Raw genomic sequence first — 25,196 nt, 5'->3', positions numbered from 1 at the left:
TGGCGGGGGTGACGTCGATGATCTCGTAGCGGGCGAACAGGCCCTCGGCGGTGGCGATGTCGGCGCCGCTCTCGATCGCCGAGGTGGTCGGCCCGGCCGCCGGCAGGACCGAGCATCCCGACACGGCAAGGGAGCCCGCGAGGATCGCCAGGGCGGCAGCGCTTTTCATGGAAGACTCCATCCGGGCCGGGGTGGACCGTTTGGTCACGTCCGTCCCCCTCCCGATAGCCGCGCAATCACTGCGAACCATTGAATACCGGCCCCGGCCTGACTCTTGATTGACGCGTACGATGCGCCGATGGCCGGCGAGCGCTCACGCAGCAATGCGTCACCACCGTGGCACGGCCACGCTTATCCCCCCAATCCCGTCCGTTTCGGGAAGACGGCGTCCCGCAGGACACAGCCCAGCTGTGCCGCGGTGAGGTCGATCCGGGCGGGCGACGGGGTGTCGTCGCGACCAAACCGGAACAGGGCGTAGTCCGTCGCGACCGGGCCGGAGGCGGGGGGGCGGCACTCCGGCAGCGACGGGGCATGGTCGCCGAACACGCAGAGCGTCGCCCGGCGGCCGGCGAGCCCGTCGACTAGCCGCTCCACCGCCGCGCCGGTATGCGCGACGTGGTGAAGATACTGCGCCAGCGGGTCGTCGATCCCGGCGAGGCGGCCCGGCTTCCAGGGGCCGTGATTCTCCATGGTGACGCAGAAGACGAAGGTGCGTCCTCCGGGGGCATGGCCTCCAACCGGCGCCACCTCCGCGAGGATGCGCTCGGCGACCGCGACGTCGGCGATGTAGGGGCCGATGCGGGGCGCGCCGGCAAAATCCTCCTCCATGACGAGGCGGTCGAAGCCGAGGCTCCGAAACACCCGGGCCCGGTCGAAGAAGTCGCGGTGGAACGGATGGACGAACACCGTCGCGAACCCGGCGGCGCGGGCGAGCCGGGCGAGGCTCGACGGCTCCTCGCCCTTGCGGGCGAGATAGGGGTCGTAGCGGCCGAAGCCGAGGAGGTCGGGGTCGAGGCCGGTGAGCACGGCGTGCTCGGCGCGCATGGTGTAGGCGCCGTGCGCGGGGACCGCGAGGCGGCCGTACTGCGCCGCTTGCGCCCGGATCCGCGCCATGAGCGGAAGATCCGGTCCTCCGAGCCGGGCCGGGTCGAGGAAGGATTCGAGCTGGACGACCACGACGACCTCGTCGTCGGAATCGCCTCCGGTGTTCAGCGGGGACCGCGCGTGTTCCTCGCCGAGACGGCGCAGGGCGTAGCCCATCATGGTCGCGACGAGGCCGTAGCGCGCGACGTCGCGGGCGAGGTCCGGCCGCGGGAAGAGCCGGCGCAGGATCTTTTGTCCGGGCCGGGTCAGCCCCGCGAAGGCGAGAGCCGCCAGCCCGGCCGGCAGTCCGAGGATCGCGAGCAGCGACGCGACCGCCGTGTCCGGCAGGGCTGCCGGTTCCAGGACGTACCACGCGACGACCGTGGCAAGGCCGATGAGCAGCGGCCCGGCGATCCGGAGGTCGGTCAGCGGGAGAGTGTAGTAGAGCTGAGGGTGGCGCGGCACCTGGGCGAGCAGGGCGAGGTCGCTGAACACCACCGGCTCGCCGATGACCTTGCGCTTCAGCCGGTCCACCACCGCGAGGATGGCGAGCGTCAGCAGGCAAGACGACGCGGCGAGCCAGGGCCGCCACGAGAACTGGAACCAGAACAGCGTGATCAGGGCGTAGCCGGCCGCCCGGATCGCCAGGTCCCGCGGACGGAGGCTCGGGGGGCGCGGCGAGGCCGCGGCCTCGATGGCGAAGGCGCCCAAGAGCGAGACGACCAGCGCGACCTCCAGCGGAACGAGAAGGGTCGAGAGGCTCATGCCGTCGTCAGCGGCCGGATTCGCTGCGCACGCCGCGGCGGGCGCGCAGGCGGCGCAGGATCGGGTTGATCACGGCGTAGCGCAGCCGCATCGTCGCGTGGCGCGCCGCGCCCAAGGCAAGCCGCGAGGGGCCGGCGGCGGCCCGGGCTTCGCTGAGCCGGTCGAGCAGGTGCTCCGGCGTGCAGGGCTTCATCGCCACCGGATCGAGGTAGAGCGGGTAGAGGATCAGCGCGCCCGCCACCAGTTCGTCGAGGGACAGCGTGCGGCCGCGCCCGGCACCAGGTGCCAGATCCTCGGTGAGGCCCCAGCCGGCGTAGAAGGGACGGCCGTGGACGGCGACGGTCAGGCCACGGATCAGCGCCTCGAACCCCGCCAGCGAGGTCATGGTCTCGACATGGTGGCAGCGGTCGAGAAGGTCGACGATGGAGAGGCCGCCGACCACGCGGTCGGCGAGGCGCCGCACGGCGTCGTCCGGGATCGCGCCCGGCCGGAACCCGGCCTCGACATCGGGATGCGGCTTGTAGAGCAGGAAGGCGTCCGGGTTGCGGGCGCGGGCCGCCTGCAGAAGGGCGAGGTTGCCGCGCACCTGCGGCGAGCCAGTCAGCACCGAGGCGTCGTCCTCGACCTGCCCCGGCACCAGTACGATCCGTCGGTCGGTCGGCCAATCCTCGCCCATCGCCGCCAGGCCGACATTGTACTTGCTCAGGCGCCGCGCCACGATCGATTCGCGTAAGGCGGCCGCGCGGGCGGTCAGCCCGGACGGGAACTCGGCCTCCTTCAGCGTGCGGGCCAGCCGGCTTTCGACCCGCGGGTCGTAGTAGATGCCGAGGTCGTCCACGACGATGGAGGCGCCGGGCTGCAGGCTGGCGCCGAGCCCGACGGAGCGCAGGAATCCGTCCTCGATCCGCGCGAAGGGCAGGCCGGCCTCGGCGCAGAGGCGCGGGAGCTGCTCCGGGCAGCGGGTCGCCCAGGCCTGGACCCGGCCGCCGTGGCTGCGGGCGAGCGTCACTGCCTCCGCCGCCGTCATGGTGTGGAGGGGCGATCCCGCCGGCCCGGTCGCGAAGACGTCGAGCGCGTCCCGCTTCCACCCGGAGACGCCGACGAGGACGACGCGGCGGTCGTTGCCGAGAAAGCGGTCGCGCAGCCACGCCACCCGCTCCGCCGCCTCCGCGAGCGGGATCGGCCGCCGGGTCCAGGGATCGAAGCCGTGCACGCCCGCGCCGTAGCCGAGCGCCAGGAACGCCGCCTCGTCCGCCGGAAGCGGACCCGCGGCGGGATCCGGGCACAGGGGCGCGAAGCCGGCCGAAGCCGCTTCGCAGGCCGCGTCCCAGCGCGCCACGTGGATGCGCCCGGCGAGGGGAAGCAGCGACCAGGGATCGGCCGGGGCCGCGATCACCGCGAGCCGCGGATCGACGGGCAGACCATCCCGCGGGCAGCCCTCGGGGCCGGCGGCGACGAAGCGCGTCCGCGGATTCGCCGCAAGTAGCCGTGTCAGGAAGGCGTGCAGGGCGGAGCGCGACGCGGCGGTCTCCGGATCGACCAGCGCGAGGTCGGGCGGCGATTCCCCGGCAAAGGCGGTCAGCGCGGCGTGCGCGATGCCGCGGGGAAATCGGTTGGCGCCCGACAGCCCGCGTGCGCGCAGGAGGTCGCCGAGATCCGGCGAGGGCGGCTCTCCGCCGACAGGGCGGCCGCCGTAGCGGATCCGCAGGCTCGACAGGCCGGTCTCGGGCGTGTCGTAGGGGCTGAGGAGGGGGCCGGGCGACACCCGCAGGATCGCCCTGCCGTCCGCCGCGCCGGCCGCGGACCACAGGGCCGGCGGGCCGGGCGAGCGGAAGGTGAGCGCGGCTCCCGTCGCCGCCTCGATCTGCGCGCGCAGATGCCGGACCGCCCGCCCGAGCGGCAGGAAGGAGCGGGGCAGCCCGGTATCCCCGTGCGGCTCGATGTGGCGCAGGTCGATCATGTCGAGGCCCGCTCCATAGCCCAAGCGGTGGTCGCGGCCCAGGCCGGTCCGAGCATGGGCCGCATCTGATGTCCGAGTCTCACCTCCGGCGAAACGGCCGGCATCGGCCTGCGCGAAGCATTTTTCAGGGGATGGATTTCGACCGGACACATCGGAGCCGCAATCTGGCGCGAGAGGATCACCGTCCGATCGTCGCAGGGGCTGCGTGATCGATCGGCAACGGAGACGGAAAATCCTCTCGGTGTCATCGCGCAACGGTTGTCGTTCGCGGGTCTGCCGTGGGAGGCCTTCGGCCGGAAAGCGCAACGCAGATCGCTTCACGACTAGGGATTGAGCGCCTGGGAATGTCGCAGCCTCGTGCCCATGCCATAGGTCGCCACGGCGCCACGTTCCTGTTCCTGCAGGGGATCGCCTCCCCGTTCTTCTCCGTCCTCGGTGCGGCCCTGCGCGAGCGCGGCCACGGCGTCCGCCGGATCAACTTCTCCGCCGGCGACTGGCTGTTCTGGCCCCATCCCGCGGACCACTACCGCGGCAGGCGCGAAGGCTGGGAGGCCTATCTCGAAGCCTATATCCGCACGCATGCCGTCACCGACATCGTGCTGTTCGGCGATTGCCGTCCCTACCATCAGGCCGCGGTGCTCGTCGCCAAGCCGATGGGCGTGCGCATCCACGTGTTCGAGGAGGGCTATGTCCGGCCCTACTGGATCACCTGCGAGGCGGGCGGCGTGAACGGCAACTCGACCCTGCCCAAGCGGGCGGAGGAGATCCGGGAACTTGCCCGCAGGCTGCCGCAGCCCGGACGGGCGATGCCGCTCACCGGGGACATGGCCCGGCGCAGCCTGTGGGATATCGGCTTCAACATCGCCAATATCGGCTTCCCCTACCTCTATCCGGGGTTCCGCACGCACCGGCCGAACCATATCGCGGCCGAATATGCCGGCTGGATCAGGAAGTTCGTGCGCCGCCGCCGCACCCGCCGCGAGGCGGCGCGGGTGACCGAAATCTACCACGCGATCAACGCCGACTATTTCCTGCTGCCGCTCCAGCTCGACAGCGACTACCAGATCCGCGTCCACTCGCCCTTCCTCGGCGTCGAGGGCTTCATGGACCGGGTGATCGCCTCCTTCGCCAAGAATTCCCAGGCGCCGACGCGGCTCCTGGTGAAGCTGCACCCGCTCGACAGCGGCATCATGAACTGGCGCAAGCGCGCCCGCCAGTCGGCCAAGCGCCACGGCTGCAACGACCGGCTCGACTTCATCGACGGCGGCGACCTCACGAAGCTCATCGACGGCAGCCGCGGCGTCGTGCTGGTGAACTCCACCGTCGGGATGCTCGCCCTCGAGCGCGGGCGGCCGACCCTGGCCTTCGGCTCGGCGGTCTACAACATGCCGGGCCTGACCCATCAGGGCGACATCGACACCTTCTGGCACGACCCGAAGGCGCCGGACGGGTCGCTGGTGCAAGATTTCTTCCGGGTCGTCATGCACCGGACCCAGATCAACGGCGGCTACTTCTCGCGCTCGGCGATCGAGCGGGCCGTGGCCGGCGCCGTTCCGCGCCTGGAGGCGGCGCTGCCGCCCGCCTCCCTCGCCGCCGCCCGCGACACCCTGGAACGGGCCGGCCGCGACGGAAGTCTCTCGCCGGCCTATTGACCGCCGGCCTTCGAAGCGGGTCCAGTTTCCTTCGGCCGGGACCCGGCTTCTCGCGGAAAGATCAGTCTCCTTGCCCGTCATCCTCATCACCGGCGCCTCCAGCGGCATCGGCGCGGCCCTCGCGCGCTTCTACGCGGCGACGGGGGCGCGCCTCGTGCTCACGGGCCGCGATCGGGAACGGCTGGAGGCGGTGGCGCAGGACTGCCGGGGACGGGGCGCCGAGGTGCGCACGCGGCTGATCGACGTGCGCGAGCGGGAGGCGCTCGGCGCCTGGATCCGCGAGACCGACGCGGCGAGCCCCCTCGATCTCGTCATCGTCAACGCGGCGGTGAACGGAGGGCACCCGTCCGGTGATTTGGAGACCGAGGCGACGGCCTTCGAGACGGCGGACATCAACCTCACCGGCGCACTCAACGTGATGCTGCCCTGCGTGACCCTGATGAGCGGCCGCGGCCGCGGCCAGATCGCGCTGATCTCCTCGCTCGCGGCCTACGCGCCCCTGCCCGACGCGCCGGCCTATAGCGGCGCGAAGGCGGCGCTCCTCGCCCACGGCCTCGCCCTGCGGCAGAAGCTGAAGCCGCTCGGCGTGCGCGTCAGCGTGGTGACGCCGGGCTACGTCAAGACGCCGATGGGCGGGGTCATCAAGGGCTGGCGCCCTCTTGAGATGAGCGCGGACGAGGCCGCCGCCCGCATCGCCCGCGGGCTGGAGCAGGACCGGGACGTGATCGCCTTTCCCGCGATCCTCGCCGCGCTCGCCCGCGGCGCGCTGCTGGTGCCGGAATGGCTGCGCAGCGCCGGTCTGCACGGCTTCCGCTTCCGCAACCGGCGACGGCGCTGATGCCGCCGCCCCGGATCGCCCTGTTCGCCCTGGAGGCGCTGCCGAACGCCCGCGCCGTGCGCCGCTTCGTGGCGGATCACGCGGAAACCATCGCCTTCGTCGGGCTCTCGAACGCCGAGCGGCCCGCGACCGGCGGCCTGATCGGCCAGGTGCGGCGCCATCTTGCTCGGTCGGGGGCCGGCTTCCTCCCCTATCTCGGCGTCAATTTCGGGCTGCCGGACCTGCTGCGCCCGCTCGCGCCCGTCGCGCAGCGCCTCTCCGGCAGCGCCGGGACGCCCGAAGCGACCCCGCTCGCCGCCCTCTGCCGGCAGCTCGATCTCCCGGCCCTGCGCGTCGATGACGTGAACGGCGAGGCGGTGGCCCGGGCCTTCGCGGCGCACGCGCCCGACCTGATCGTCGCCTTCCACTTCGACCAGATCTTCTCCGAGGCGACGCTCGGGCGGGCACGGCTCGGCGGGATCAACCTGCATCCGAGCCTGCTGCCGCTCCATCGCGGCCCCGTACCGACGATCCACGCCCTCGCCGACGGAGGGGCCGCGTTCGGCGTTACCATCCACCGCCTCGCCGCCGCGATCGATGCCGGGGCGATCCTGGCGCAGGAGGCCGTGGCGCTGCCGGCCGACACGACGGCCACCCGCGCCGCCGTGCGGCTGCATGAGCACGGCCGCATCCTTCTGGATCGCGTTCTCGGCGAGATCGCCGCCGAGGGGGCGATCCCACCGGGCCGAACGGCTCCGGTCCTGCCCTATCGCGGCTTCCCCGACCGGGCACTGCTGGCGCGGATGCGCCGTGAGGGTCGGCTCCTCACCGACGCGCGGGATCTGCGGGACGCGCTGACGCTGTCCCGCAGGGCGTGACGCTCACGCGCGCAGGGCGGCGTCGAGATCGTCGATCAGATCCTGCGGGTCCTCGATACCGATCGAGAGGCGCACCACCTCCGGACCCGCGCCCGCGGCCCGCTTCTGCTCGTCGGTGAGCTGGCGGTGCGTGGTCGAGGCGGGGTGGATCACCAGCGAGCGGGTGTCGCCGATATTGGCGAGGTGGCTGAAGAGCTGGAGGTTCGAGACCAGCTTGACGCCGGCCTCGTAGCCGCCCTTGAGGCCAAAGGTGAAGACCGCACCCGCGCCCTTGGGTGTGTAGCGCTGGGCCAGCGCGTGGTAGCGGTCGCTCTCCAGCCCCGGATAGCTCACCCAATCGACCTGCCCGTGGTCCTTGAGGAAGGTCGCCACCTTCAGGGCGTTGTCGGAGTGGCGCTGCATCCGCAGCGGCAGCGTCTCGATGCCGTTGAGGATCAGGAAGGCGTTGAACGGCGAGAGCGCCGGGCCGAGATCGCGCAGGGACAGCACCCGCACGGCGATGGCGAAGCCGAAATTGCCGAAGGTCTCGGCCAGCACCATGCCGGCATATTCCGGTCGCGGCTGCGACAGCATCGGGTAGCGTTCGTCCCCCTGCCAGGGGAAGGTGCCGCCGTCGACGATGAGGCCGCCGATCGAATTGCCGTGGCCGCCCAGAAACTTGGTGGCCGAGTGCACGACGATGTCGGCACCGTGCTCGAACGGCTTGATCAGGTACGGCGTCGCCATCGTGTTGTCGACGATGAGCGGGATGTTGTGGCGCTTGGCGATCACCGAGAGCGCGGCGATGTCGGTGATGACGCCGCCCGGATTGGCGATGGACTCGCAGAAGATCGCCTTGGTGCGCGGCGTGATGGCGCGCTCGAAGGAGTCGGGATCGTCGGTGTCGGCCCAGACCACCTGCCAGCCGAAGTTCTTGTAGGAGTGATTGAACTGATTGATCGAGCCGCCGTAGAGCTTGTTGGCCGCCACGAACTCGTCGCCCGGCTGCATCAGCGCGTGGAGCGTCAGGAACTCGGCGGCGTGGCCCGAGGCGACGGCGAGCGCCGCGGTGCCGCCCTCCAGTGCGGCGATGCGCTCCTCCAGCACCGCGTTCGTCGGGTTGGTGATGCGGGTGTAGATGTTGCCGAAGGCCTGGAGCCCGAACAGCGAAGCGGCGTGATCGACGTCGTCGAAGACGAAGCTCGTCGTCTGATAGATCGGCGTCGCCCGCGCGCCGGTGGCCGGGTCGGGGGTCGCGCCGGCGTGGATCGCGAGGGTGTTGAAGCCGGGCTGGCGGTCGGTCATCGAAAAACTCCTCAAGACCCGTCGTTTACGCCTGCGCTCTTCGGCGGTGCAAGCGCGGCGGCCGCATGCGTCCTCATGCAAGATGGTGCCTCGCGGTAACGATCAATGGGGATCGTTGCGGTGCCGTACGGCGATCAAGCGCGGCAGTCTGGACATGTTCGCATCTGGCATGTCAGAGAGCCGCGCAGGAAATAAAACGGCAATCCGGTGACCCACGGTCGCATTGATTGCCGCGGCGCAATGGTGTCTGCCGTTGCGCCAGATTTCGAATTCGAAAGCCTCCAAGGTATGCACGGGCGCCAGAGCCCGCGGCGTGGCTGGAGAGGCTCCGTGCGACGGCTGACGGGAGAGTTGCACCTTGGCAGACACCATGGCCACCGAAGCAACCGCTGGCCCTCAGGGCACCAAGCGCGATTTTCTGTTCCTCGCCACCGGTGCGGGTCTGGCCGTGGGAACGGCCGCCGTGGCGTGGCCCTTCGTCGCCTCCATGGCGCCCGACGCCGCGACGATCGCGGCTGGCGCGCCGCTCGACGTGGACCTCAGCCCGATCCAGGACGGGCAAATCGTCAACGTGTTCTGGCGCGGCAAGCTGATCTTCGTGCGCAAGCTGACGGAGAAGGAAGTCACGGACATGAAGGCCGTGCCCCTCTCCGACATGATCGATCCCGCCTCCTTCGAGTCTCGGGTGAAGAAGGGCCACGATCAGTGGCTCGTGAGCTACGGCAACTGCACCCATCTCGGCTGCGTGCCGATCGGGCATTCCGGCAGTTACGAGGGCTGGTCCTGCCCCTGCCACGGCTCGCAGTTCGATGCGGTCGGCCGCGTGCGCCGAGGGCCGGCGCCGACCAACCTGCCGATTCCGCCCTACGCTTTCGAGACCGATACGAAGATCAAGATCGGCGAAGAGGGCGGCAAGGCGGCCGCCTGACAACAGGACACGAGAAGCCGGAGCGGGCAAACCGATGAGCAGCGCACACGCGACCTCGACCTACGTACCCAAGAGCCGCCTCGCGAAGTGGTTCGAGTCACGGCTGCCGCTGGTCGGGCTGGTGCACTCGTCCTTCATCGCCTTCCCGGTTCCGCGTAACCTCAACTACTTCTGGACCTTCGGCGCGATCCTGATCGCCTTCCTCGGCATCCAGATCATCACCGGCGTCTGGCTGGCGATGCACTACGATCCGAGCGCGGGCAACGCGTTCGAGAGCGTCGAGCACATCATGCGCGACGTGAACTACGGCTGGCTCTTGCGCTACGCGCACGCCAACGGCGCGTCGATGTTCTTCGTGGCGGTCTACGTCCACATCTTCCGCAACCTCTATTACGGGTCCTACAAGGCCCCGCGCGAGGTGCTCTACCTGCTCGGCGTCATCATCTACCTCCTGATGATGGCCACCGCCTTCCTCGGCTACACCCTGCCGTGGGGCCAAATGAGCTTCTGGGGCGCCACCGTCATCACCAACATCCTGGCGGCGATCCCGGTCGTCGGCGACACGATCCAGAGCCTGCTCTGGGGCGGCTACTCGGTCGGCAACCCGACCATCAACCGCTTCTTCTCGCTGCACTTCCTGCTGCCGTGGATGATCGCCGGCGTCGTCGTTCTGCACGTCTGGGCGCTGCACGTGACGGGTCAGAACAACCCGGCCGGCATCCCGATCAAGTCGAGCAAGGATGCCGTGCCGTTCACCCCCTACGCGACCGTCAAGGACGTGTTCGCGGTGGTGGTGTTCATGATCCTGTTCGCGTGGTTCATCTTCTACCAGCCGAACTATCTCGGCCACGCCGACAACTACGTCCCGGCCAACCCGTCGGTGACGCCCGCGCACATCGTGCCGGAATGGTACTTCCTGCCCTTCTACGCGATCCTGCGCGCGGTGCCGGACAAGCTCGGCGGCGTCATCCTGATGTTCGGCGCGGTGCTGATCCTGGCCTTCGCGCCGTGGCTCGACACCTCGCGGGTCCGCTCCTGCAACTACCGTCCGGTCTACCGGGTGTTCTTCTGGGTGTTCCTGGTCAACGCCATCATCCTCGGCTGGCTCGGCGCCAAGCCCCCGGAGGGCGGCTACGTTCTCGCCTCGCGGATCTGCACCATCTACTACTTCGCCCACTTCCTCCTCGTCATGCCGCTGGTCGGCCTGTTCGAGACGCCTGACCGCCTGCCGGGCTCGATCCTCGAGACCGTGACCGGTCCGGGCAAGCAGGTGAGCGGATCCGGCATGCCCGTCGGTGCGGCGGCCGAACCGGCCAAGCGCGCCTAAGGCCCGAGGGAGAGAACAACGATGCGCATCGCACGCCTCGCCGCCGCGGCCCTGCTCGCGGCCTCCCTCGGTGCCGGCTCGGCCCTGGCCGAGGACGGACACGGCACCAACCCGCCGCGGGAGAAGTGGAGCTTCGCCGGCATGTTCGGCCGGTTCGACCAGGCGCAGCTCCAGCGCGGCTTCCAGGTCTACAAGGAAGTCTGCGCCAACTGCCATTCCATGCGCCTCGTCGCCTTCCGCAACCTGGCGGAGGCCGGCGGCCCCGGCTTCACCGAGGGGCAGGTCAAGGCGCTCGCCGCGACCTACAACGTCAAGGAACTGAACGACTCGGGCGAAGAGGTCGAGCGTCCCGCCCGCCCGGCGGACCGCTTCCCGCCGCCCTTCCCGAACGACAAGGCGGCGGCCGCGGCCAACGGCGGCAAGGCGCCTCCGGACTTCTCGGTCCTCGCCAAGGCTCGCACCTACGAGCGCGGCTTCCCGTGGTTCGTCTTCGACGCGCTGCCCTTCACCGGGTATTCCGAGCAGGGCGTCGATTACATCCACGCGCTCCTGAACGGCTACGAGGAGCCCCCGAAGGGCTTCGAGATGCCGGGCAGCGGCTACTACAACAAGTACTATCCCGGCCACGTGATCGCGATGCCGAACCCCCTCAGCGAGGGGCAGATCACCTACGCGAAGAACGACAAGGGCGAGCCGGTCGTCCCCGAGACGGTCGAGCAGTACTCGCGCGACGTGTCGGCCTTCATGGCCTGGGCGGCCGAGCCGCACATGATGGCCCGCAAGGCGCTGGGATTCCGCGTGATCCTGTTCCTCATCGTGCTGGCCGGGCTGCTTTATTACGTGAAGAAGCAGATCTGGAAGAAGGTCGGCGGCGAGGTGCACGGCCTGCAGCCGGAGCTGCACAAGACCTACTGATCGACCGCACCGGTTGAACGGACGAACGGGCCCCTCGCGGGCCCGTTTGCGTCTCGGGCAAGGCCTGCGGTAAGGATTTTCCATCGCCGGACGAGCCGATCCCGGCACAATCAAAACGTCATCGCCGAGAACTACGTTCGTCGCACGCGAGGATCGCGCGGCCGGCGCGTCGAGGCTTCGGCGACATCACGCGGCGACACCACGAGGATTCTTGCATGACGGCAGCGGTACTCGGCGTGATCGGCGGCTCGGGCGTCTACGATCTGCCCGGCCTGGAGGATGTCCGCGAGGAGACGATCGCCTCGCCCTGGGGCGAACCCTCCGACGCGCTGCGCATCGGCCGCATCGGGCAGACCAAGGTGGTGTTCCTGGCCCGCCACGGGCGCGGCCACCGCTTCTCGCCCACCGGCATCAACTACCGCGCCAACATCGACGTGCTGAAGCGGGCGGGGGTGACCGACATCGTCTCGCTCTCCGCCTGCGGCTCGTTCCGCAACGAGCTGCATCCGGGCCTGTTCGTGCTGGTCGATCAGTTCGTGGACCGCACCTTCGGCCGTGCGACCTCGTTCTTCGGCAACGGCTGCGTCGCCCACGTGTCCTTCGCCCATCCGGTCGGGCCGCTGCTGCAGAAGCGCATCGCCGCCGCGGCGGAGGCCGAGGGGATCTCGGTGCACCGGGGCGGCACCTATGTCTGCATGGAAGGGCCGCAATTCTCCACGCTCGGCGAATCCAAGCACTACAAGGCCGCCAATTTCGACGTGATCGGCATGACCAACATGCCCGAGGCCAAGCTCGCCCGCGAGGCCGAGATCACCTACGCCACCATCGCCATGGTGACGGACTACGATTGCTGGCATCCGAGCCACGACAGCGTGGACGTGGCCTCCGTGGTCGCCGTGGCCCGCGCCAATGCCGGCAAGGCCGCGCAACTCGTCGCCCGCGTCGCCCGCGACTTTCCGGCCGAGCGCGAGGACTGCCCCGCGGGCTCGCACCGGGCGCTGGACGGCGCGATCATGACCGCGCCCGCCCACCGCGATCCGGAGCTTTTGGCGAAGCTCGATGCCGTGGCCGGGCGGGTGCTGCGGGACTGAAGGCTGCTCCGTCGGACTGTCGTGCCAGACCGACTCACGTTGCGTCCCCCCTCTCCCCGCACGCGGGGAGAGGGGGAGAACCTCGAAGAAAATTAGCGCGCGCAGCCGTTGGCGCGTTCCTGGCGCTGGATGTCGGCGATGTCGGCGCGCTGACGGGCGGAGAGGGGTACGTCGGCCAGCTCGTCGTACTTGCAGCCGGCATTGCCGAAGGCGCGGATCGCGCGCTCGGTGCGGAAGCAGTAGCCGGCATCCTTGTAGATCGCGTTGCGCTCGCCCCACAGCTCGTCGCAAGGGTAGGCCGCGAGCGCGGGCGAGGCCGTGATCGACACGAGAAGGGCGGCGGCGGCGAAACGCATGAGTCAGGCTCCGATCCGCCGGAGCACGGGCGTCCTCAGGCGGGTTTGAGGGTGAGCGAGCGGCTCGGTTCGCGACCGAACCCTTGGATCTCCAGGCGGTCGCCCGTGATCTCCACCACGGCAAAGGCCGAGCTGTCCGGCGTGTCTACCATGCCGTGGAAGTTGACGTAGTGGATTCCGTCGCGCTCGGCGTAGTTGCCCGCATGATTGTGGCCGTTGAAGTAGGCGAGGACGTGCGGCTGGCGCGCGAGCAGGCCGGTGAGCCGGCTCGCGTCCCAGAGATTGTGCGGGTTGTCGGGCGCGACCGGGTAGTGATTGAGCACGACGACCCGCTCGCCGGCCTCCCGCGCGGCGTGCAGGCTCCGCTCCAGCCACGCGAATTGCGCGTCGCCGAGGGACCCGTTCCAGGGCTTGGCGTTGACGAGGCCCGCCGCCTTGGCCTGCTCGAGGCGCTCCGCGGCCAGCTTCCGGCGCGGATCGTCCGGCGGCGGGGCGAACAGCGAGACGTCGTTGCCGTCGAGCACGACGAAGCGGATGCCGGCGACCGCGAAGTCGTAATAGGGGGCCGCCATGCCGAGCAGACCCGGCACCCGTTCGAGATGCTCGGGGGCCAGATCGAAATCGTGGTTGCCGAGCACGAAGCGGGTCTCGTGGCGGAGCGTCCGGTAGATCGGCAGGATTTTGTCGTAGCTCGCCACGTCGCGGTCGATGATGTCGCCGAGCGTCACGACGAAGCGCAGGTCCTCCCCGTTCAGGGCGGCGACCGCGGCGCGCATCTTGTCGAGGCTGTTGGCGTAGTACCGGCCGAGGGTGAGGTTGGGCGGCGCCTCGGCATATTGCGGGTCGGCGATGACGCCGAAGCGCAGCCTTCCATCCGCGGCTCCGGCCGTGCCGGCGAGAAGCGCGGCGCTGGCGGCGAGGACGGAACGGCGGGACAACATGGCGGCTCCTGTCGGCCGGGCAAGGGCGGCAGGCTGGCGCCACCGCATGACCGTTGAATGACGCACGCTTCGGTTCATGACGGGGCCGAGTGCCAAAACCCTTCCCCCGCAGGGTCATTCCACACTACAAGGCAGGCCCGGCCGGCCGCTGAGGCCCGCCGACCGTTCCAGGATCAGACATCCAGCACGCGATGCGTACAGCCAGCATCAGCCGCCGCACGGCGGAGACCGACGTTTCCGTCTCGATCGCTCTCGACGGCACCGGCAAGGCCGAGATCGCGACCGGTGTCGGCTTCCTCGACCACATGCTGGAGCTGTTCGCCCGCCACGGCCTGTTCGACGTGACGATCAAGGTCGAGGGCGACCTCCACGTCGATCAGCACCACACCACCGAGGATACCGGCATCGCGCTCGGCCAGGCGGTCGCCAAGGCGCTCGGCGACAAGCGCGGCATCGCCCGCTACGCCGACATCCACCTGCCGATGGACGAGACGCTGAGCCGCATCGCGATCGACATCTCCGGCCGGCCGTTCCTGGTGTTCCGCACGAGCTTCCGTGTCGAGAAGATCGGGCAGTTCGACACCGAGCTGGTGCGGGAATTCTTCCAGGCCTTCGCGATGAATGCCGGCATCACGCTGCATGTCGAGACGCTCTACGGCGAGAACGCGCACCACATCTCTGAGAGCGTCTTCAAGGGGCTGGCCCGGGCCTTGCGGAAGGCCGTCGCCATCGACCCGCGTGAGGATGGCCGCGTTCCCTCCACCAAGGGATCGCTCTGAGACCGGTTGAGGAGGAGCGAGGATGCGGACCTACACGCTGCACGTTCCCGAGGGCGCGCTTCGCGGTGACCCCCGCGCGCTGGAACAGGCGCATCTCGTGCGCGACGGCTTCTCCTGGGGCGCCTTCGCCTTCACGGTGCTCTGGTTCCTGCGCCATCGCCTCTGGCTCGCCGCGCTCCTCGTTCTGGTGGGGCTCGTCGGGCTCGCGCTCGCGGGCCGGGCGCTCGGCCTTCCGCCCTTCGCGGCGCTGGTCGTCACCGGGCTGGCCAGCCTGTTGGTCGGCATGGAAGCCTCGAGTCTGCGCCGCTGGACCTACGGCCGCCGGGGCAAGCCCGCCCGCGACGCGGTGATCGCGGGCTCGCAGGAGGAGGCCGAGTTGAAGGTCGCCGCCCGCTGGCTCGACGCCGAGTCGGTGCCGAGCGTCATCCCGACGGGCGCGACCCGCCCGGCGCATCGCCGCGGCGACGACGCGGTGATCGGCCTTTTCCCCGCGAGCGAGGGTGGACGGTGAGCGAGCAGACCGTCGCGATCATCGATTACGGATCGGGCAACCTCCACTCGGCGGCCAAGGCCTTCGAGCGCGCGGCCCGCGAGGCCGGGCTCGACGGCACCCGCATCGTCGTCACCGACGTGCCGGAGGCGGTGGCGGCGGCCGACCGCGTGGTGCTGCCGGGCGTCGGCGCCTACGCCGATTGCCGCCGCGGCCTCGACGCGGTGCCCGGCATGGTCGAGGCGATGACGGAGGCCGTCAAGGCGCAGGGCAAGCCGTTCCTCGGCATCTGCGTCGGCATGCAGCTCATGGCGAGCCGCGGCCTCGAATACGAGGAGACCGCGGGGCTGAACTGGATTCCCGGCGACGTCGCCCCGATCGAGCCGGCCGACCCTTCCCTCAAGATTCCGCATATGGGCTGGAACACCCTGCATCTCGACCGCGAGCACGCCCTGCTGCGCGACATCGAGACCGGGGAGGGTGGGCTCCACGCCTACTTCGTCCACAGCTTCGCGCTGCGGGCCGCGGAGTCGGCGGACGTGGTCGCCCATGCCGAGTATGGCGGCCCGGTCACGGCGATGGTCGCGCACGACAACGTCGCCGGCACCCAGTTCCACCCCGAGAAGAGCCAGCGCCTCGGCCTCGCCCTTCTCGGCAACTTCCTGCGCTGGCGCCCCTGAGGGCGCCCGCTTTCCGACACACCGACCCGGCGAGTCCACGCGTGATCCTGTATCCGGCCATCGACCTCAAGGAAGGGCGCTGCGTCCGCCTCGTTCAGGGCGACATGGCCCAGGCCAAGGTCTTCAACGACGATCCGGCGGCGCAGGCCGAAGCCTTCGAGATGCAGGGCTTCTCCTGGCTTCACGTGGTCGATCTCGACGGTGCCTTCGCCGGCGCGCCGCGCAACGCCGCGGCCGTCGACGCGATCCTCGCCCGCGTGAGCCTGCCGGTGCAGCTCGGCGGCGGCGTGCGCGAGATGCGCACCCTCGAGGGCTGGCTGGAGAAGGGCGTGAGCCGCGTCATCATCGGCACCGCGGCGGTGCGCGATCCCGCTTTCGTGCGCGAGGCGGCCCGCCTCCATCCGGGGCGCATCGCCGTCGGCATCGACGCCAAGGACGGACGGGTCGCGGTCGAGGGCTGGGCCCAGACCTCCAGCATGACGGCGGAGGAACTCGGGCGCCGCTTCGAGGATGCGGGCGTCGCCGCCATCATCTACACCGACATCGCCCGCGACGGCATCCTGAAGGGCCTTAACATCGAGATGACGCTGGCTTTGGCCTCGGCCGTCAGCATTCCCGTCATCGCCTCGGGCGGCCTCGCCTCGATGGCGGATGTCGAGCGCCTGCTGGAGCCGGATTGCGCCGTGCTCGCCGGCGCCATCACCGGCCGCGCCCTCTACGACGGCCGCATCGACCCGAAGGAGGCGCTCGCCGCGATCGCCCGCTCCAAAGGGGCCGCGACTTCGTGATATGGTGCGGGCAGGAGGCTCGCATGAGTGCGGTGAAGGCTGCTGCGGTGCAGACTCGGGACGGCACTGCCTACGAGGACGACTTCTACACCTGGACCCAGGAGCAAGGCGCGCGCCTGCGGGCCGGGGATTTCTCGGGCCTCGACCTCGCGAATCTGGCGGAGGAGATCGAGAGCTTGGGACGCAGCGAGTTCAACAGCCTCGTCAGCGCGTGGCGGGTGATCCTCCTGCACATGCTCAAGTTCGATCATCAGCCGGACAAGAAGACTCGAAGCTGGGCGATCTCGATCGCGGCGCAGCGAAAAGAGGCGGAGTTCATCCTCAAGGACAATCCAGGTCTCAAAGGGCGCTTGGACGAGGCCCTGGAGCGCGCTTATCAAGGCTCCCGCCTCGGCGCATCGAAGGAGACGCGGCTTCCCCTGAGGCGCTTCCCCGAGACCTGTCCCTATTCTCCGGAAGAGATCCGGTCGCGGCCCTTCCCCATCGACGCCGACGACCCGAACACCTGAAAGTCCTTTCGTGCTCAAGACCCGCATCATCCCCTGCCTCGACGTGAAGGACGGACGCGTCGTGAAGGGCGTGCAGTTCCTCGAACTGCGCGATGCCGGCGATCCGGTCGAATCCGCCAAGGCCTACGACGCCGCCGGCGCCGACGAACTCTGCTTCCTCGACATCACCGCGAGCCACGAGGACCGCGGCACCCTGCTCGACGTGGTGAGCCGGACGGCGGAAGCCTGCTTCATGCCGCTCACCGTCGGCGGCGGCGTGCGCACCGTGGCCGATGTCCGCACGCTGCTGCTCGCGGGCGCCGACAAGGTCGGCATCAACACGGCTGCGGTGAAGAACCCCGACTTCGTCGCCGAGGCGGCCGAAAAGTTCGGCGACCAGTGCATCGTCGTGGCGATCGACGCCAAGCGCGTCTCCGCGCCCGGTGAGACGGCGCGCTGGGAGATCTTCACGCATGGCGGCCGCAACCCGACCGGCATCGACGCGGTCGAGTTCGCCCGAAAAGTCTCCGAGCGCGGGGCCGGCGAACTCCTCGTCACCTCCATGGACAAGGACGGCACCCGCTCCGGCTACGACCTCGCGCTCACCCGCGCCATCGCCGACGCGGTGAAGGTGCCGGTGATCGCCTCCGGCGGCGTCGGCGGGCTCGACGACCTCGTGGCGGGCGTCCGCGACGGCGGTGCCAGCGCGGTGCTCGCCGCCTCGATCTTCCATTTCGGGGAAGCCACGATCGGCGAGGCCAAGAGCCACATGGCCGCCGCGGGACTTGCGATGCGGCTCGATCCGTAACGGGTAACCCGTGGGCGCGTGCCCGCGCCCCTTGACCGGGGGCCTGCGCCTGCGCAGGGTCCGGAGCGCCGGTATCCGATCATGCGATGCCGCATGGTACGGGTTCCGTTTGCGCACCTTATGACGAAGTTCAGCCTCGACGACCTCGCCGCCCTCGTGGACAGCCGGGCCGGCACCCCTCCCGAGACGTCCTACACCGCCAAACTCCTCTCCGAGGGCCCGGCCAAGGCGGCCAAGAAGCTCGGCGAGGAGGCGGTCGAGGCCGCCATCGCCGCGGTGCAGGGGGACCGCAAGGCGCTCGTGTCGGAGGCGGCCGACGTCCTCTACCATCTGGTCGTGACCCTGAAGGCGGTCGGCGTACCCCTCGACGAGGTGATGGCGGAGCTGGGCCGTCGCACGGCCCAGAGCGGCCTCGCCGAGAAGGCGGCCCGGAGGCATACATGATCGGCGCCCCGATCCCGCCGGCCGGGATCGAACCGGAGGAGCGCCAGAACCCGGTGACCGGCCAGGGGCCGAGCCGCCTCTCGCCCTACCGGATTTTTTCGCGCGACGAATGGGCCCAGCTTCGCGCCGACACGCCGCTGACGCTGACCGCCGAGGATATCGGCCGGCTGCAATCCCTCAACGACCCGATCTCGATCGAGGAGGTCGTGGCGATCTACCTGCCGCTCTCGCGGCTGCTCTCGCTCTACGTCGCGGCGACGCAAGGGCTGTTCAAGGCGACGCAGCGCTTCCTGCTGGCCGAGCACGAGGCCAAGGTGCCCTACATCATCGGGCTCGCCGGCTCGGTGGCGGTCGGCAAATCGACGACGGCGCGGGTGCTGAAGGCCCTGCTCGCCCGCTGGCCCAACACGCCGAAGGTCGATCTCATCACGACCGACGGCTTCCTCCATCCCAACGCCGAACTGCAGCGCATGGACGCGATGGAACGGAAGGGCTTCCCGGAGAGCTACGACAGCGCCGCCCTGCTGCGCTTCCTCGCCGACATCAAGGCCGGCCACAAGCGGGTCTCGGCGCCGGTCTATTCCCACCTCGTCTACGACGTGGTGCCCGGCGAGGAGCAGGTGATCGAGTCGCCCGACATCCTCATCGTCGAGGGCCTCAACGTCCTCCAGCCCGCCCGCCTGCCGCGGGACGGCACCGCGATCCCCTTCGTCTCCGACTTCTTCGACTTCTCGATCTATCTCGACGGGCACGAGGACGACCTGCACCGCTGGTACGTCAACCGCTTCCTGCGCCTGCGCCAGACCGCCTTCCGCGATCCGCTTTCCTACTTCCGGAAGTATGCCGAGGTGACGGAGGCCGACGCCCTGGACATCGCCGACCGGCTCTGGACCACAATCAACCTGCCGAACCTGCGCGACAACATCCTGCCGACCCGCCAGCGGGCCAGCCTGATCCTGGCCAAGGGGCCGAGCCACCGCATCGAGAGCGTGGCGCTGCGGCGGCTGTGAGACCGAGGGCGTCGAGGACGACGATCGATCCTCCGCACCGCCCGTCTCGGACCATCGGCCGGTCGATGCCCATCTCGTTGCCGACGCCGCAACGCACGTCCGGCCCCCGCTCGTCGAGCGAGGGCCGCCGCGCCGCTTTCCAACTCAGCCCGTATGCGATCAGGCCGCGCGCACGGTCATGAGGAAGTGCCGGACTTCAGCCGACAGGTGCTCGGACTGACGCGAGAGTTCGGAGGCCGAGCTCAGCACCCGCGCCGCGGACGCGCCCGTCTCCTCGGCCGCGCCCGCCACGCCCGCGATGTTCGTCGTCACCTCGCCGGTGCCGGCGGAGGCCTGAGCGACGTTGCGGACGATCTCCTGCGTCGCCGCGCTCTGCTCCTCCACCGCCGCCGCGATCGAGGCCGCGACGCCGGCGATCTCGCGGATGCGCGCTCCGATGCCGCCGATGGCGCCGACCGCCTGATCCGTCGAGCCCTGGATCCGGCCGATCTGGGCCGAGATCTCCTCGGTGGCGCGCGCGGTCTGGTCGGCCAGCGCCTTCACCTCCGTGGCCACGACCGCGAAGCCGCGTCCCGCCTCGCCGGCACGGGCCGCCTCGATGGTGGCGTTCAGCGCCAGGAGGTTGGTCTGGCCGGCGATCTGCGAGATGAGCGCGACCACGTCGCCGATGCGGCTCGCCGCCTGCGCCAGATCTTGAACGAGGCCGGCCGTGGCGTTGGCTTCCGCCACCGCCGCCTGGGCCAGATCGGCGGAGCCCGAGACCTGCCGGCCGATCTCGGCCACGGAGGAGCCGAGTTCTTCGGCCGCCGCCGCCACCGTGTTGACGTTGGCGGCCGCCTGGGCCGCCGCCGCCGCCACGCTGCTCGATTGCGCCGCGGTCTGTCCGGCGGTGGCGCTCATGCCCTGGGCGGTGACCTGAAGCGCGCCCGCGGCCGAGGAGACCGAGCCGACGATGCCGCCGACCGCGGCCTCGAACCCGTCCGCCATCTGGCGCATGCCGGCCTTCCGCTGCTCCTCCGCCGAGGCGCGGGCGAGCGCGGTCTCCTCCTCGAGCTGGCGGGTCCGGACGAGGTTCTCCCGGAACACCTGCACGGCCCCCGCCATCGAGCCGATCTCGTCGCGGCGGCCGCCATAGGGGATCTCCGAGGCCGCGTCGCCGTCGGCCAGGCGCCGCATCGCCCCGGTCATCCGCTCGATCGGGCGCGACACACCGACGAGGCAGAACGCCATCGCGCCGACGGTGATCAGGACGGAGACGCCGAGCATCAGCAGCGTCGCCCGGATCGCGGAGCTCTGCTCGCCCCGGATCGCGGCCTCGGCCTGCTTGCTCGCCGCATTGTTGATGTCGACGAGGGTGCGCGCGGCGGCGGATACGGCGAGGTAGTTGGTGTTCATGGGCCCACGGAAGAAGGCCATGGCCTCGTCCTGGCGATCGGCCGGGAAGGCGCGCAAGCGTTCCCCGTCCTTTCTCAGCATGTCGAGCTTCGCTTTCAGCTCGTCGTAGACCTTCTGCTCTTCAACACTCGAGACCAGAGACCGGTATCCATCGACCTTCTTGTCCCGTTCTCCGGCGAACTCGATGATCTTGTCCTTGCTCTGCGATCGAGCGGCCTCGTCCTCCGCGGTCATGTAACGAAACTGCCAGAGCCGCGTCCGCAGAACCAGCGCGTTGATGGAATGCGCTTCGTTGATGGAGGGGACGGTATTCTCGAAAAGACCGGCGGTGACTGTCGAGATGTTGTTGATCTTCCAGTAAGCCGCGGCGCCTTGCAGGATCGAGACGACGAGCATCGCTGCGAAAAGGCATCCGAGTGACGCTCGAACGCTCAGTGACATCTTAGGCATGTGAGACCCCGACATGGAGGCCATATCCGTAGATTGCAGATCGATATACTCAGTTAACATTCACACAGAGCGTCGAGATCGGGGTGCTGCTGCGTATAATTCGTGTCGATGGGTGTAGAACGATAATGATCATTCCGGGCGAAAGCTTCGCCGCATGGATCTATAATGCATGTTGAAGCGCGGTGCGGCGGCATGGGCGGCACCGTTTGCCTTCCGGCCAGATCGCCGCCCGAAGTCATTTCTCCGCATCCGTCGCGACGCTTCCTGACCGGTCCTCCCCTTCGCCCCGTGGACAATTCCGGGGATAACCCGCCAAACGGCTCAGCTTGCCCGCAAATTGCCCCGGCTTGCCCTGGGGATGCCACAACCTCGGCCGTGTTTGCGCCACATCCGGCGGCGAACTGTTGCCCATACGCCGCTGGCGCCATCACGAAGAGTGAGCGACGACAACGATGCAGGGCCGTACGATCGGATCGCCGCGGACCACCAAGGTTGCTTCGAGCACCTCTCGCAAGGGCGGACGTTCCGCCCCGTCCTCCGACGTCATCACCCTCAATTCCCGCACCGGGCGTGACCACGGCAGCCGCACGGCGCTCGTCCGCTCGATCCTCTCCATGACCTTGCTGGCCGGAGGCCTGAGCGCGGTCCTCCTCAACGCCGGCACCGATCTCGGCCGGGCCGAGGCCTCGACCAAGGTCTCCGACCTGACCATGCCCAAGCCGCGCCTCCAGGCGCTCGCGCCGGAAGCGCCGGTTCCCTCCGTGCTGGCGGCTTCGTCGAGCTTCCATCCGATCGGCGATCTCGACACGGAGCTCGGCGCGAACACGGTCGATCGCGTCTCCTACGACTTCCTGCTCTCGCAGACCTCGACCGGTGATCCGAACGACATCCTCGAATTCGGCCCGATGAAGATCCGCCGCCACCTCGTGCAGACCATCGTCAAGGCGGCCCAGGCGGTCCAGACCGATCCGGTCCTGCTCATGGCGGTGGCCGACAAGGAGTCGAGCTTCATCACCGCGGTCCAGGCCAAGACCTCGTCGGCCACCGGGCTGTTCCAGTTCATCGAGCGCACCTGGCTCGGCGTCGTGCGCGATTTCGGGTCCAAATACGGGTACGAGAAGGAGGCCGCGCTCGTCGTGCCGGACTCCAACGACAAGCCGTCGATCCAGGATCAGTCCGAGCGCACCCGCATCCTCGACCTGCGCCGCGACCCCTACCTCTCGGCCGTCATGGCCGGCGAGATGCTCAAGCGCGACGCCGCGCGCATTGCCCTGAAGATCGGACGCGAGTTGTCGCTGGGCGAGGTCTACCTCGCGCACTTCCTCGGGCCGGACGATGCCGAGAACTTCCTGTCCCAGGTGGTCGACAAGCCCACCGCCGCCGCCGCCGCCCTGCTGCCCGGCCCGGCCCGGGCCAACCGCTCGATCTTCTTCGCCGGCACCACCGGGCGGGGCCGCCACCGCAAGCCCGCCAGCCTCTCGGTCGCCCAGGTGCACCAGAAGTTCGAGGCGATGATGAGCACCCGCGGCGACCGCTATCGCGACGTGCGCAGCGTGGCCGGCCTCGTCACCCTGGCCGATGCCGAGATGGCCCAGTAGGGCAGGCGTGCGGCCGCCCGCCGCGCGGCAGACCCCGCGGCGGTGAAAATCTCCGTTCGACGCAACTGAGCGGCACCCACCCGCTTTGTTGTGCTGTGCGGCGCCTCGGACCTTGAGCTCCGCGAAAGGTCCTTCGCCGCCCGGATGCGCGAGAGAGGATCGTTTCGCCTTGAACGACTCGTATCGAGATCGATCGCCGCGGGGATTCGCCGATGATCCCCTCCTGCCGGGCATGAAGCTCGATCAGATCGGACAGGCGCTCGCCTCCTGCTACGACAACCTCGTGGCGGAAGGCATTCCCGATCACCTCGCCGCCCTGGTTCGGCGCGTCGATCATGCCGAGCGGTCCCAGAACGAGAAAGCCGAGCGGCCGGATGCCCGCATCGCCCTCGTGGTCGAGGACGAGCGCGACACCCGCGAACTGGCCGAGAGCGTGCTGGAAGAGACGGAGATGCGGGTGATCGGCTGCGACAGCGCCGAGCGTGCCCTGGGCGTCCTGCGGGAGCGGGGCGGCGACGTCGCCCTCGTCTTCGCCGACATCCGCCTCGCGGGAGCCATGGACGGGCTTCAGCTCGCCCGTGCCATCGCCACCCTCTGGCCCCGCACCCGACTGGTCGTGACCTCCGGCGTCGAGCCGGAGACCGGCATGACCTTGCCGGAGGGAGCGGTCTTCATTCCGAAGCCGTGGCGCGCCCTCGACGTGCTGGTCGAGGCCGAGCGGGCCGCGCGTGACCCCTCGCCCCCGGTGAGCTGACCCGCGCAAGGCCGGCCGCGCGCCGTTCGGCCGAGACGCCGGATCGAAGTCAGGCCGCGACGGCGTCGCGCCGACGCCGCCGGGGCAGGAAGAACAGGGCGGAGCCGGCCAGGCCTAGGACGCCCGCGCCCGCGCCGGCATAGACGAGTTCCTCATCCGTCTTTTCCTGATCGGCCGTATCGTCGAGAACGATGATGTTCTCGTCCTGCTTCGGCGAACCGGCTTCGCCGGGGATGTACTTGATCGGTATCCGATCGACGACGAGGTGGTTGTCGGCGATGATTTGCGCGGCGAGCGCCGGCGAGACCGAGACCTCCTCGACTTTCCGCTTCAAACCGCCGCCATCGGTCCAACTGAGATCGAGCGTGTAGGTCGTGCCCCCGCGGCGGCGCTTGACCCGTGTCGCGCCGTCGATCGTTGCCTCGGTCTGAAGGCCCATCGCCATCACGTCCCGCCGTCGTCTCCCTGGGCGGCCGGTTCGGTGTCGCGGCGCACCTGGGCCCCCACTGCGCGGGCGATTTGGGAGTAACCACGGCGATACGGCCAAGCTCATGTGAGCCGCCGCACGGCCGGGTCGTGGAAAATCCGTAAACAGGCGGGAACCCAGCAAGCACAGTCACGCTTGTAATGGCAAAGATTACTGCACAGGTAGGCCCTTGCGATGAAGACCCTGGCATCTGTTCTCGCCGGCGCCGTCGGCGTCTGTGTTCTCGCGACCAATGTCGCCAGCGCCGCGCCCTACGATCCGTTCGGCTCCGATGGTGACGACTATTATCAGGAGCAGTCGTCGCCGGGCGGCTGGCCGGTCTACGACCCCTACGCCACGCAGCGCGACTCCCGCGCCCAGGGCTACGGGCAGGGCTACGGTGAGGCCGAGGCGGCGCAGGCCCAGGTCGCCCGCATTCCCCGCGAAGTCGTGCCGTACGCCACCCGCTACGCGCCGGGCACGATCGTCGTCTCCACGTCGGAGCGGCGGCTCTACTACGTGCTCCCGGGCGGGCAGGCCGTCCGCTACGGCGTCGGCGTCGGGCGTCCGGGCTTCACCTGGAGCGGCGTGAACAAGATCACCGCCAAGCGCGAGTGGCCGAGCTGGACGCCTCCGGCCGCGATGCTGGCCCGCCGCCCCGATCTGCCGCGCTACATGGCCGGCGGCATCGAGAACCCCCTCGGCGCCCGCGCGATGTATATCGGCCGCTCCGAATACCGGATCCACGGCTCCAACGAGCCGGACACGATCGGTCAGGCGGTGTCGTCGGGCTGCATCCGCATGACCAATGACGACGTCACCGACCTCTATTCCCGCGTGAAGGTCGGCGCCACGGTCATCGTCAACTGACGAATGATCGCGCCGCAAGTCTGAGAAGGGGCGGGGGGGGGGGGGGCCCCCCGGGCGGGGGGGGGGCGGGGGGGCGCCGCGCGGGGGGGGGGGGGGGGGGGGGGGGGGGGGGGGGGGGGGGCGGGGGGGGGGGGGGGGGGGGGGGGGGGGGGGGGGGGGGGGGGGGGGGGGGGGGGGGG

25 protein-coding genes and 1 pseudogene are annotated in these 25,196 nt (G+C 69.8%); 18 read left to right on the top strand and 8 right to left on the bottom strand.

Translation table 11 applies throughout. The features are described from left to right. From ABS772_RS06655 to ABS772_RS06645, 3 genes and pseudogenes are all read right to left on the bottom strand, one after another. Positions 1–169, bottom strand: a pseudogene (locus ABS772_RS06655) (polysaccharide biosynthesis/export family protein); the annotation flags it as partial. A gap of 182 nt (positions 170–351) precedes the next feature. Further along, the gene (locus tag ABS772_RS06650) at positions 352–1,848 is read right to left on the bottom strand and encodes an LTA synthase family protein (protein WP_350393144.1); all 1,497 of its coding nucleotides are present in this window, start codon (positions 1,846–1,848) and stop codon (positions 352–354) included. A 7-nt stretch (positions 1,849–1,855) separates the two neighbouring features. Continuing rightward, entirely contained in the window at positions 1,856–3,808 is a 1,953-nt protein-coding gene (locus tag ABS772_RS06645; protein ID WP_350393142.1) for a capsular polysaccharide export protein, LipB/KpsS family, read from the bottom strand. Positions 3,809–4,152: 344 nt separating this feature from the next. On the opposite strand from ABS772_RS06645, the gene ABS772_RS06640 reads away from it, so the two are divergent. From ABS772_RS06640 to ABS772_RS06630, 3 genes are all read left to right on the top strand, one after another. After that, on the top strand, positions 4,153–5,460 hold the full coding sequence (locus ABS772_RS06640; RefSeq protein WP_350393140.1) for a capsule biosynthesis protein: 1,308 nt from the start codon (positions 4,153–4,155) through the stop codon (positions 5,458–5,460). Between the two features lie 70 nt (positions 5,461–5,530). Then, positions 5,531–6,298: an SDR family NAD(P)-dependent oxidoreductase gene (locus ABS772_RS06635; RefSeq protein ID WP_350393138.1), complete on the top strand. Its 768-nt coding sequence runs from the start codon at positions 5,531–5,533 to the stop codon at positions 6,296–6,298. After that, the gene (locus ABS772_RS06630; RefSeq protein ID WP_350393137.1) at positions 6,298–7,155 is read left to right on the top strand and encodes a formyltransferase family protein; all 858 of its coding nucleotides are present in this window, start codon (positions 6,298–6,300) and stop codon (positions 7,153–7,155) included. The genes ABS772_RS06635 and ABS772_RS06630 overlap by 1 nt, the downstream gene beginning before the upstream one ends. Positions 7,156–7,158: 3 nt before the next feature. Here ABS772_RS06630 and ABS772_RS06625 read toward each other — a convergent pair whose 3' ends face one another. Continuing rightward, positions 7,159–8,439: an O-acetylhomoserine aminocarboxypropyltransferase gene (locus ABS772_RS06625; RefSeq protein ID WP_350393136.1), complete on the bottom strand. Its 1,281-nt coding sequence runs from the start codon at positions 8,437–8,439 to the stop codon at positions 7,159–7,161. 370 nt (positions 8,440–8,809) lie between these two features. On the opposite strand from ABS772_RS06625, the gene petA reads away from it, so the two are divergent. The 4 genes from petA (at position 8,810) to ABS772_RS06605 (ending at position 12,700) form a co-directional block, all read left to right on the top strand. Beyond that, the gene (gene petA / locus ABS772_RS06620; RefSeq protein ID WP_350393148.1) at positions 8,810–9,367 is read left to right on the top strand and encodes a ubiquinol-cytochrome c reductase iron-sulfur subunit; all 558 of its coding nucleotides are present in this window, start codon (positions 8,810–8,812) and stop codon (positions 9,365–9,367) included. Positions 9,368–9,401: 34 nt separating this feature from the next. Then, positions 9,402–10,694 (top strand): cytochrome b, encoded by a 1,293-nt coding sequence (locus ABS772_RS06615; protein ID WP_238256708.1) that lies wholly within the window; start codon positions 9,402–9,404, stop codon positions 10,692–10,694. Positions 10,695–10,715: 21 nt separating this feature from the next. Continuing rightward, positions 10,716–11,609, top strand: a complete 894-nt coding sequence (locus ABS772_RS06610) for a cytochrome c1 (protein ID WP_238256707.1) — start codon at positions 10,716–10,718, stop codon at positions 11,607–11,609. A 215-nt stretch (positions 11,610–11,824) separates the two neighbouring features. After that, the gene (locus tag ABS772_RS06605; RefSeq protein ID WP_350393133.1) at positions 11,825–12,700 is read left to right on the top strand and encodes an S-methyl-5'-thioadenosine phosphorylase; all 876 of its coding nucleotides are present in this window, start codon (positions 11,825–11,827) and stop codon (positions 12,698–12,700) included. Positions 12,701–12,792: 92 nt separating this feature from the next. Here ABS772_RS06605 and ABS772_RS06600 read toward each other — a convergent pair whose 3' ends face one another. Both ABS772_RS06600 and ABS772_RS06595 read right to left on the bottom strand, forming a co-directional pair. Beyond that, complete coding sequence (locus ABS772_RS06600) at positions 12,793–13,056, bottom strand: YARHG domain-containing protein (RefSeq protein ID WP_238253522.1); 264 nt, start codon at positions 13,054–13,056, stop codon at positions 12,793–12,795. Positions 13,057–13,091: 35 nt separating this feature from the next. Further along, a complete protein-coding gene (locus ABS772_RS06595) occupies positions 13,092–13,997 on the bottom strand; it encodes a metallophosphoesterase (protein WP_350393131.1) in 906 nt (301 codons plus the stop codon). Positions 13,998–14,188: 191 nt separating this feature from the next. Between ABS772_RS06595 and hisB the strand changes: the two genes are divergently transcribed. The 8 genes from hisB (at position 14,189) to coaA (ending at position 19,484) form a co-directional block, all read left to right on the top strand. Next, positions 14,189–14,776 carry an imidazoleglycerol-phosphate dehydratase HisB gene (gene hisB, locus ABS772_RS06590; protein ID WP_350393128.1) on the top strand — a complete coding sequence of 196 codons (588 nt, stop codon included), beginning with the start codon at positions 14,189–14,191 and terminating at the stop codon, positions 14,774–14,776. A 22-nt stretch (positions 14,777–14,798) separates the two neighbouring features. Then, positions 14,799–15,287, top strand: coding sequence for a DUF2628 domain-containing protein (locus ABS772_RS06585; protein ID WP_350393126.1), 489 nt, complete (start codon positions 14,799–14,801; stop codon positions 15,285–15,287). Continuing rightward, a complete protein-coding gene (hisH, locus tag ABS772_RS06580; RefSeq protein ID WP_350393124.1) occupies positions 15,284–15,946 on the top strand; it encodes an imidazole glycerol phosphate synthase subunit HisH in 663 nt (220 codons plus the stop codon). Before ABS772_RS06585 ends, hisH begins: the two co-directional genes overlap by 4 nt. A gap of 41 nt (positions 15,947–15,987) precedes the next feature. Beyond that, the gene (gene hisA, locus ABS772_RS06575; protein ID WP_238253517.1) at positions 15,988–16,734 is read left to right on the top strand and encodes a 1-(5-phosphoribosyl)-5-[(5-phosphoribosylamino)methylideneamino]imidazole-4-carboxamide isomerase; all 747 of its coding nucleotides are present in this window, start codon (positions 15,988–15,990) and stop codon (positions 16,732–16,734) included. Between the two features lie 23 nt (positions 16,735–16,757). After that, entirely contained in the window at positions 16,758–17,243 is a 486-nt protein-coding gene (locus ABS772_RS06570) for a DUF29 domain-containing protein (protein WP_350393122.1), read from the top strand. 10 nt (positions 17,244–17,253) lie between these two features. Beyond that, the gene (gene hisF / locus ABS772_RS06565; RefSeq protein WP_350393120.1) at positions 17,254–18,030 is read left to right on the top strand and encodes an imidazole glycerol phosphate synthase subunit HisF; all 777 of its coding nucleotides are present in this window, start codon (positions 17,254–17,256) and stop codon (positions 18,028–18,030) included. A 120-nt stretch (positions 18,031–18,150) separates the two neighbouring features. Then, positions 18,151–18,474, top strand: a complete 324-nt coding sequence (locus tag ABS772_RS06560) for a phosphoribosyl-ATP diphosphatase (RefSeq protein ID WP_350393118.1) — start codon at positions 18,151–18,153, stop codon at positions 18,472–18,474. Further along, complete coding sequence (coaA, locus tag ABS772_RS06555) at positions 18,471–19,484, top strand: type I pantothenate kinase (protein WP_238256676.1); 1,014 nt, start codon at positions 18,471–18,473, stop codon at positions 19,482–19,484. The genes ABS772_RS06560 and coaA overlap by 4 nt, the downstream gene beginning before the upstream one ends. A gap of 159 nt (positions 19,485–19,643) precedes the next feature. On the opposite strand, the gene ABS772_RS06550 is transcribed toward coaA, so the two are convergent. Next, on the bottom strand, positions 19,644–21,320 hold the full coding sequence (locus ABS772_RS06550) for a methyl-accepting chemotaxis protein (RefSeq protein ID WP_350393146.1): 1,677 nt from the start codon (positions 21,318–21,320) through the stop codon (positions 19,644–19,646). A 461-nt stretch (positions 21,321–21,781) separates the two neighbouring features. Between ABS772_RS06550 and ABS772_RS06545 the strand changes: the two genes are divergently transcribed. Then, positions 21,782–22,927 (top strand): transglycosylase SLT domain-containing protein, encoded by a 1,146-nt coding sequence (locus ABS772_RS06545; RefSeq protein WP_350393116.1) that lies wholly within the window; start codon positions 21,782–21,784, stop codon positions 22,925–22,927. 232 nt (positions 22,928–23,159) lie between these two features. Beyond that, a complete protein-coding gene (locus tag ABS772_RS06540; RefSeq protein WP_350393115.1) occupies positions 23,160–23,681 on the top strand; it encodes a response regulator in 522 nt (173 codons plus the stop codon). A 49-nt stretch (positions 23,682–23,730) separates the two neighbouring features. Here the strand turns inward: ABS772_RS06540 and ABS772_RS06535 are convergent, their stop codons facing one another. Then, the gene (locus tag ABS772_RS06535) at positions 23,731–24,234 is read right to left on the bottom strand and encodes a hypothetical protein (protein ID WP_350393113.1); all 504 of its coding nucleotides are present in this window, start codon (positions 24,232–24,234) and stop codon (positions 23,731–23,733) included. A gap of 108 nt (positions 24,235–24,342) precedes the next feature. Between ABS772_RS06535 and ABS772_RS06530 the strand changes: the two genes are divergently transcribed. After that, entirely contained in the window at positions 24,343–25,017 is a 675-nt protein-coding gene (locus ABS772_RS06530; RefSeq protein ID WP_350393112.1) for a L,D-transpeptidase, read from the top strand. The last annotated feature ends 179 nt before the right edge of the window (positions 25,018–25,196 follow it).

Source organism: Methylorubrum podarium, assembly GCF_040270385.1.
Taxonomy (GTDB): Bacteria; Pseudomonadota; Alphaproteobacteria; order Rhizobiales; family Beijerinckiaceae; genus Methylobacterium; species Methylobacterium podarium.
The sequence above is the reverse complement of the archived record's forward strand: the minus strand, read 5'-3'. Positions and strand labels throughout refer to the sequence as shown.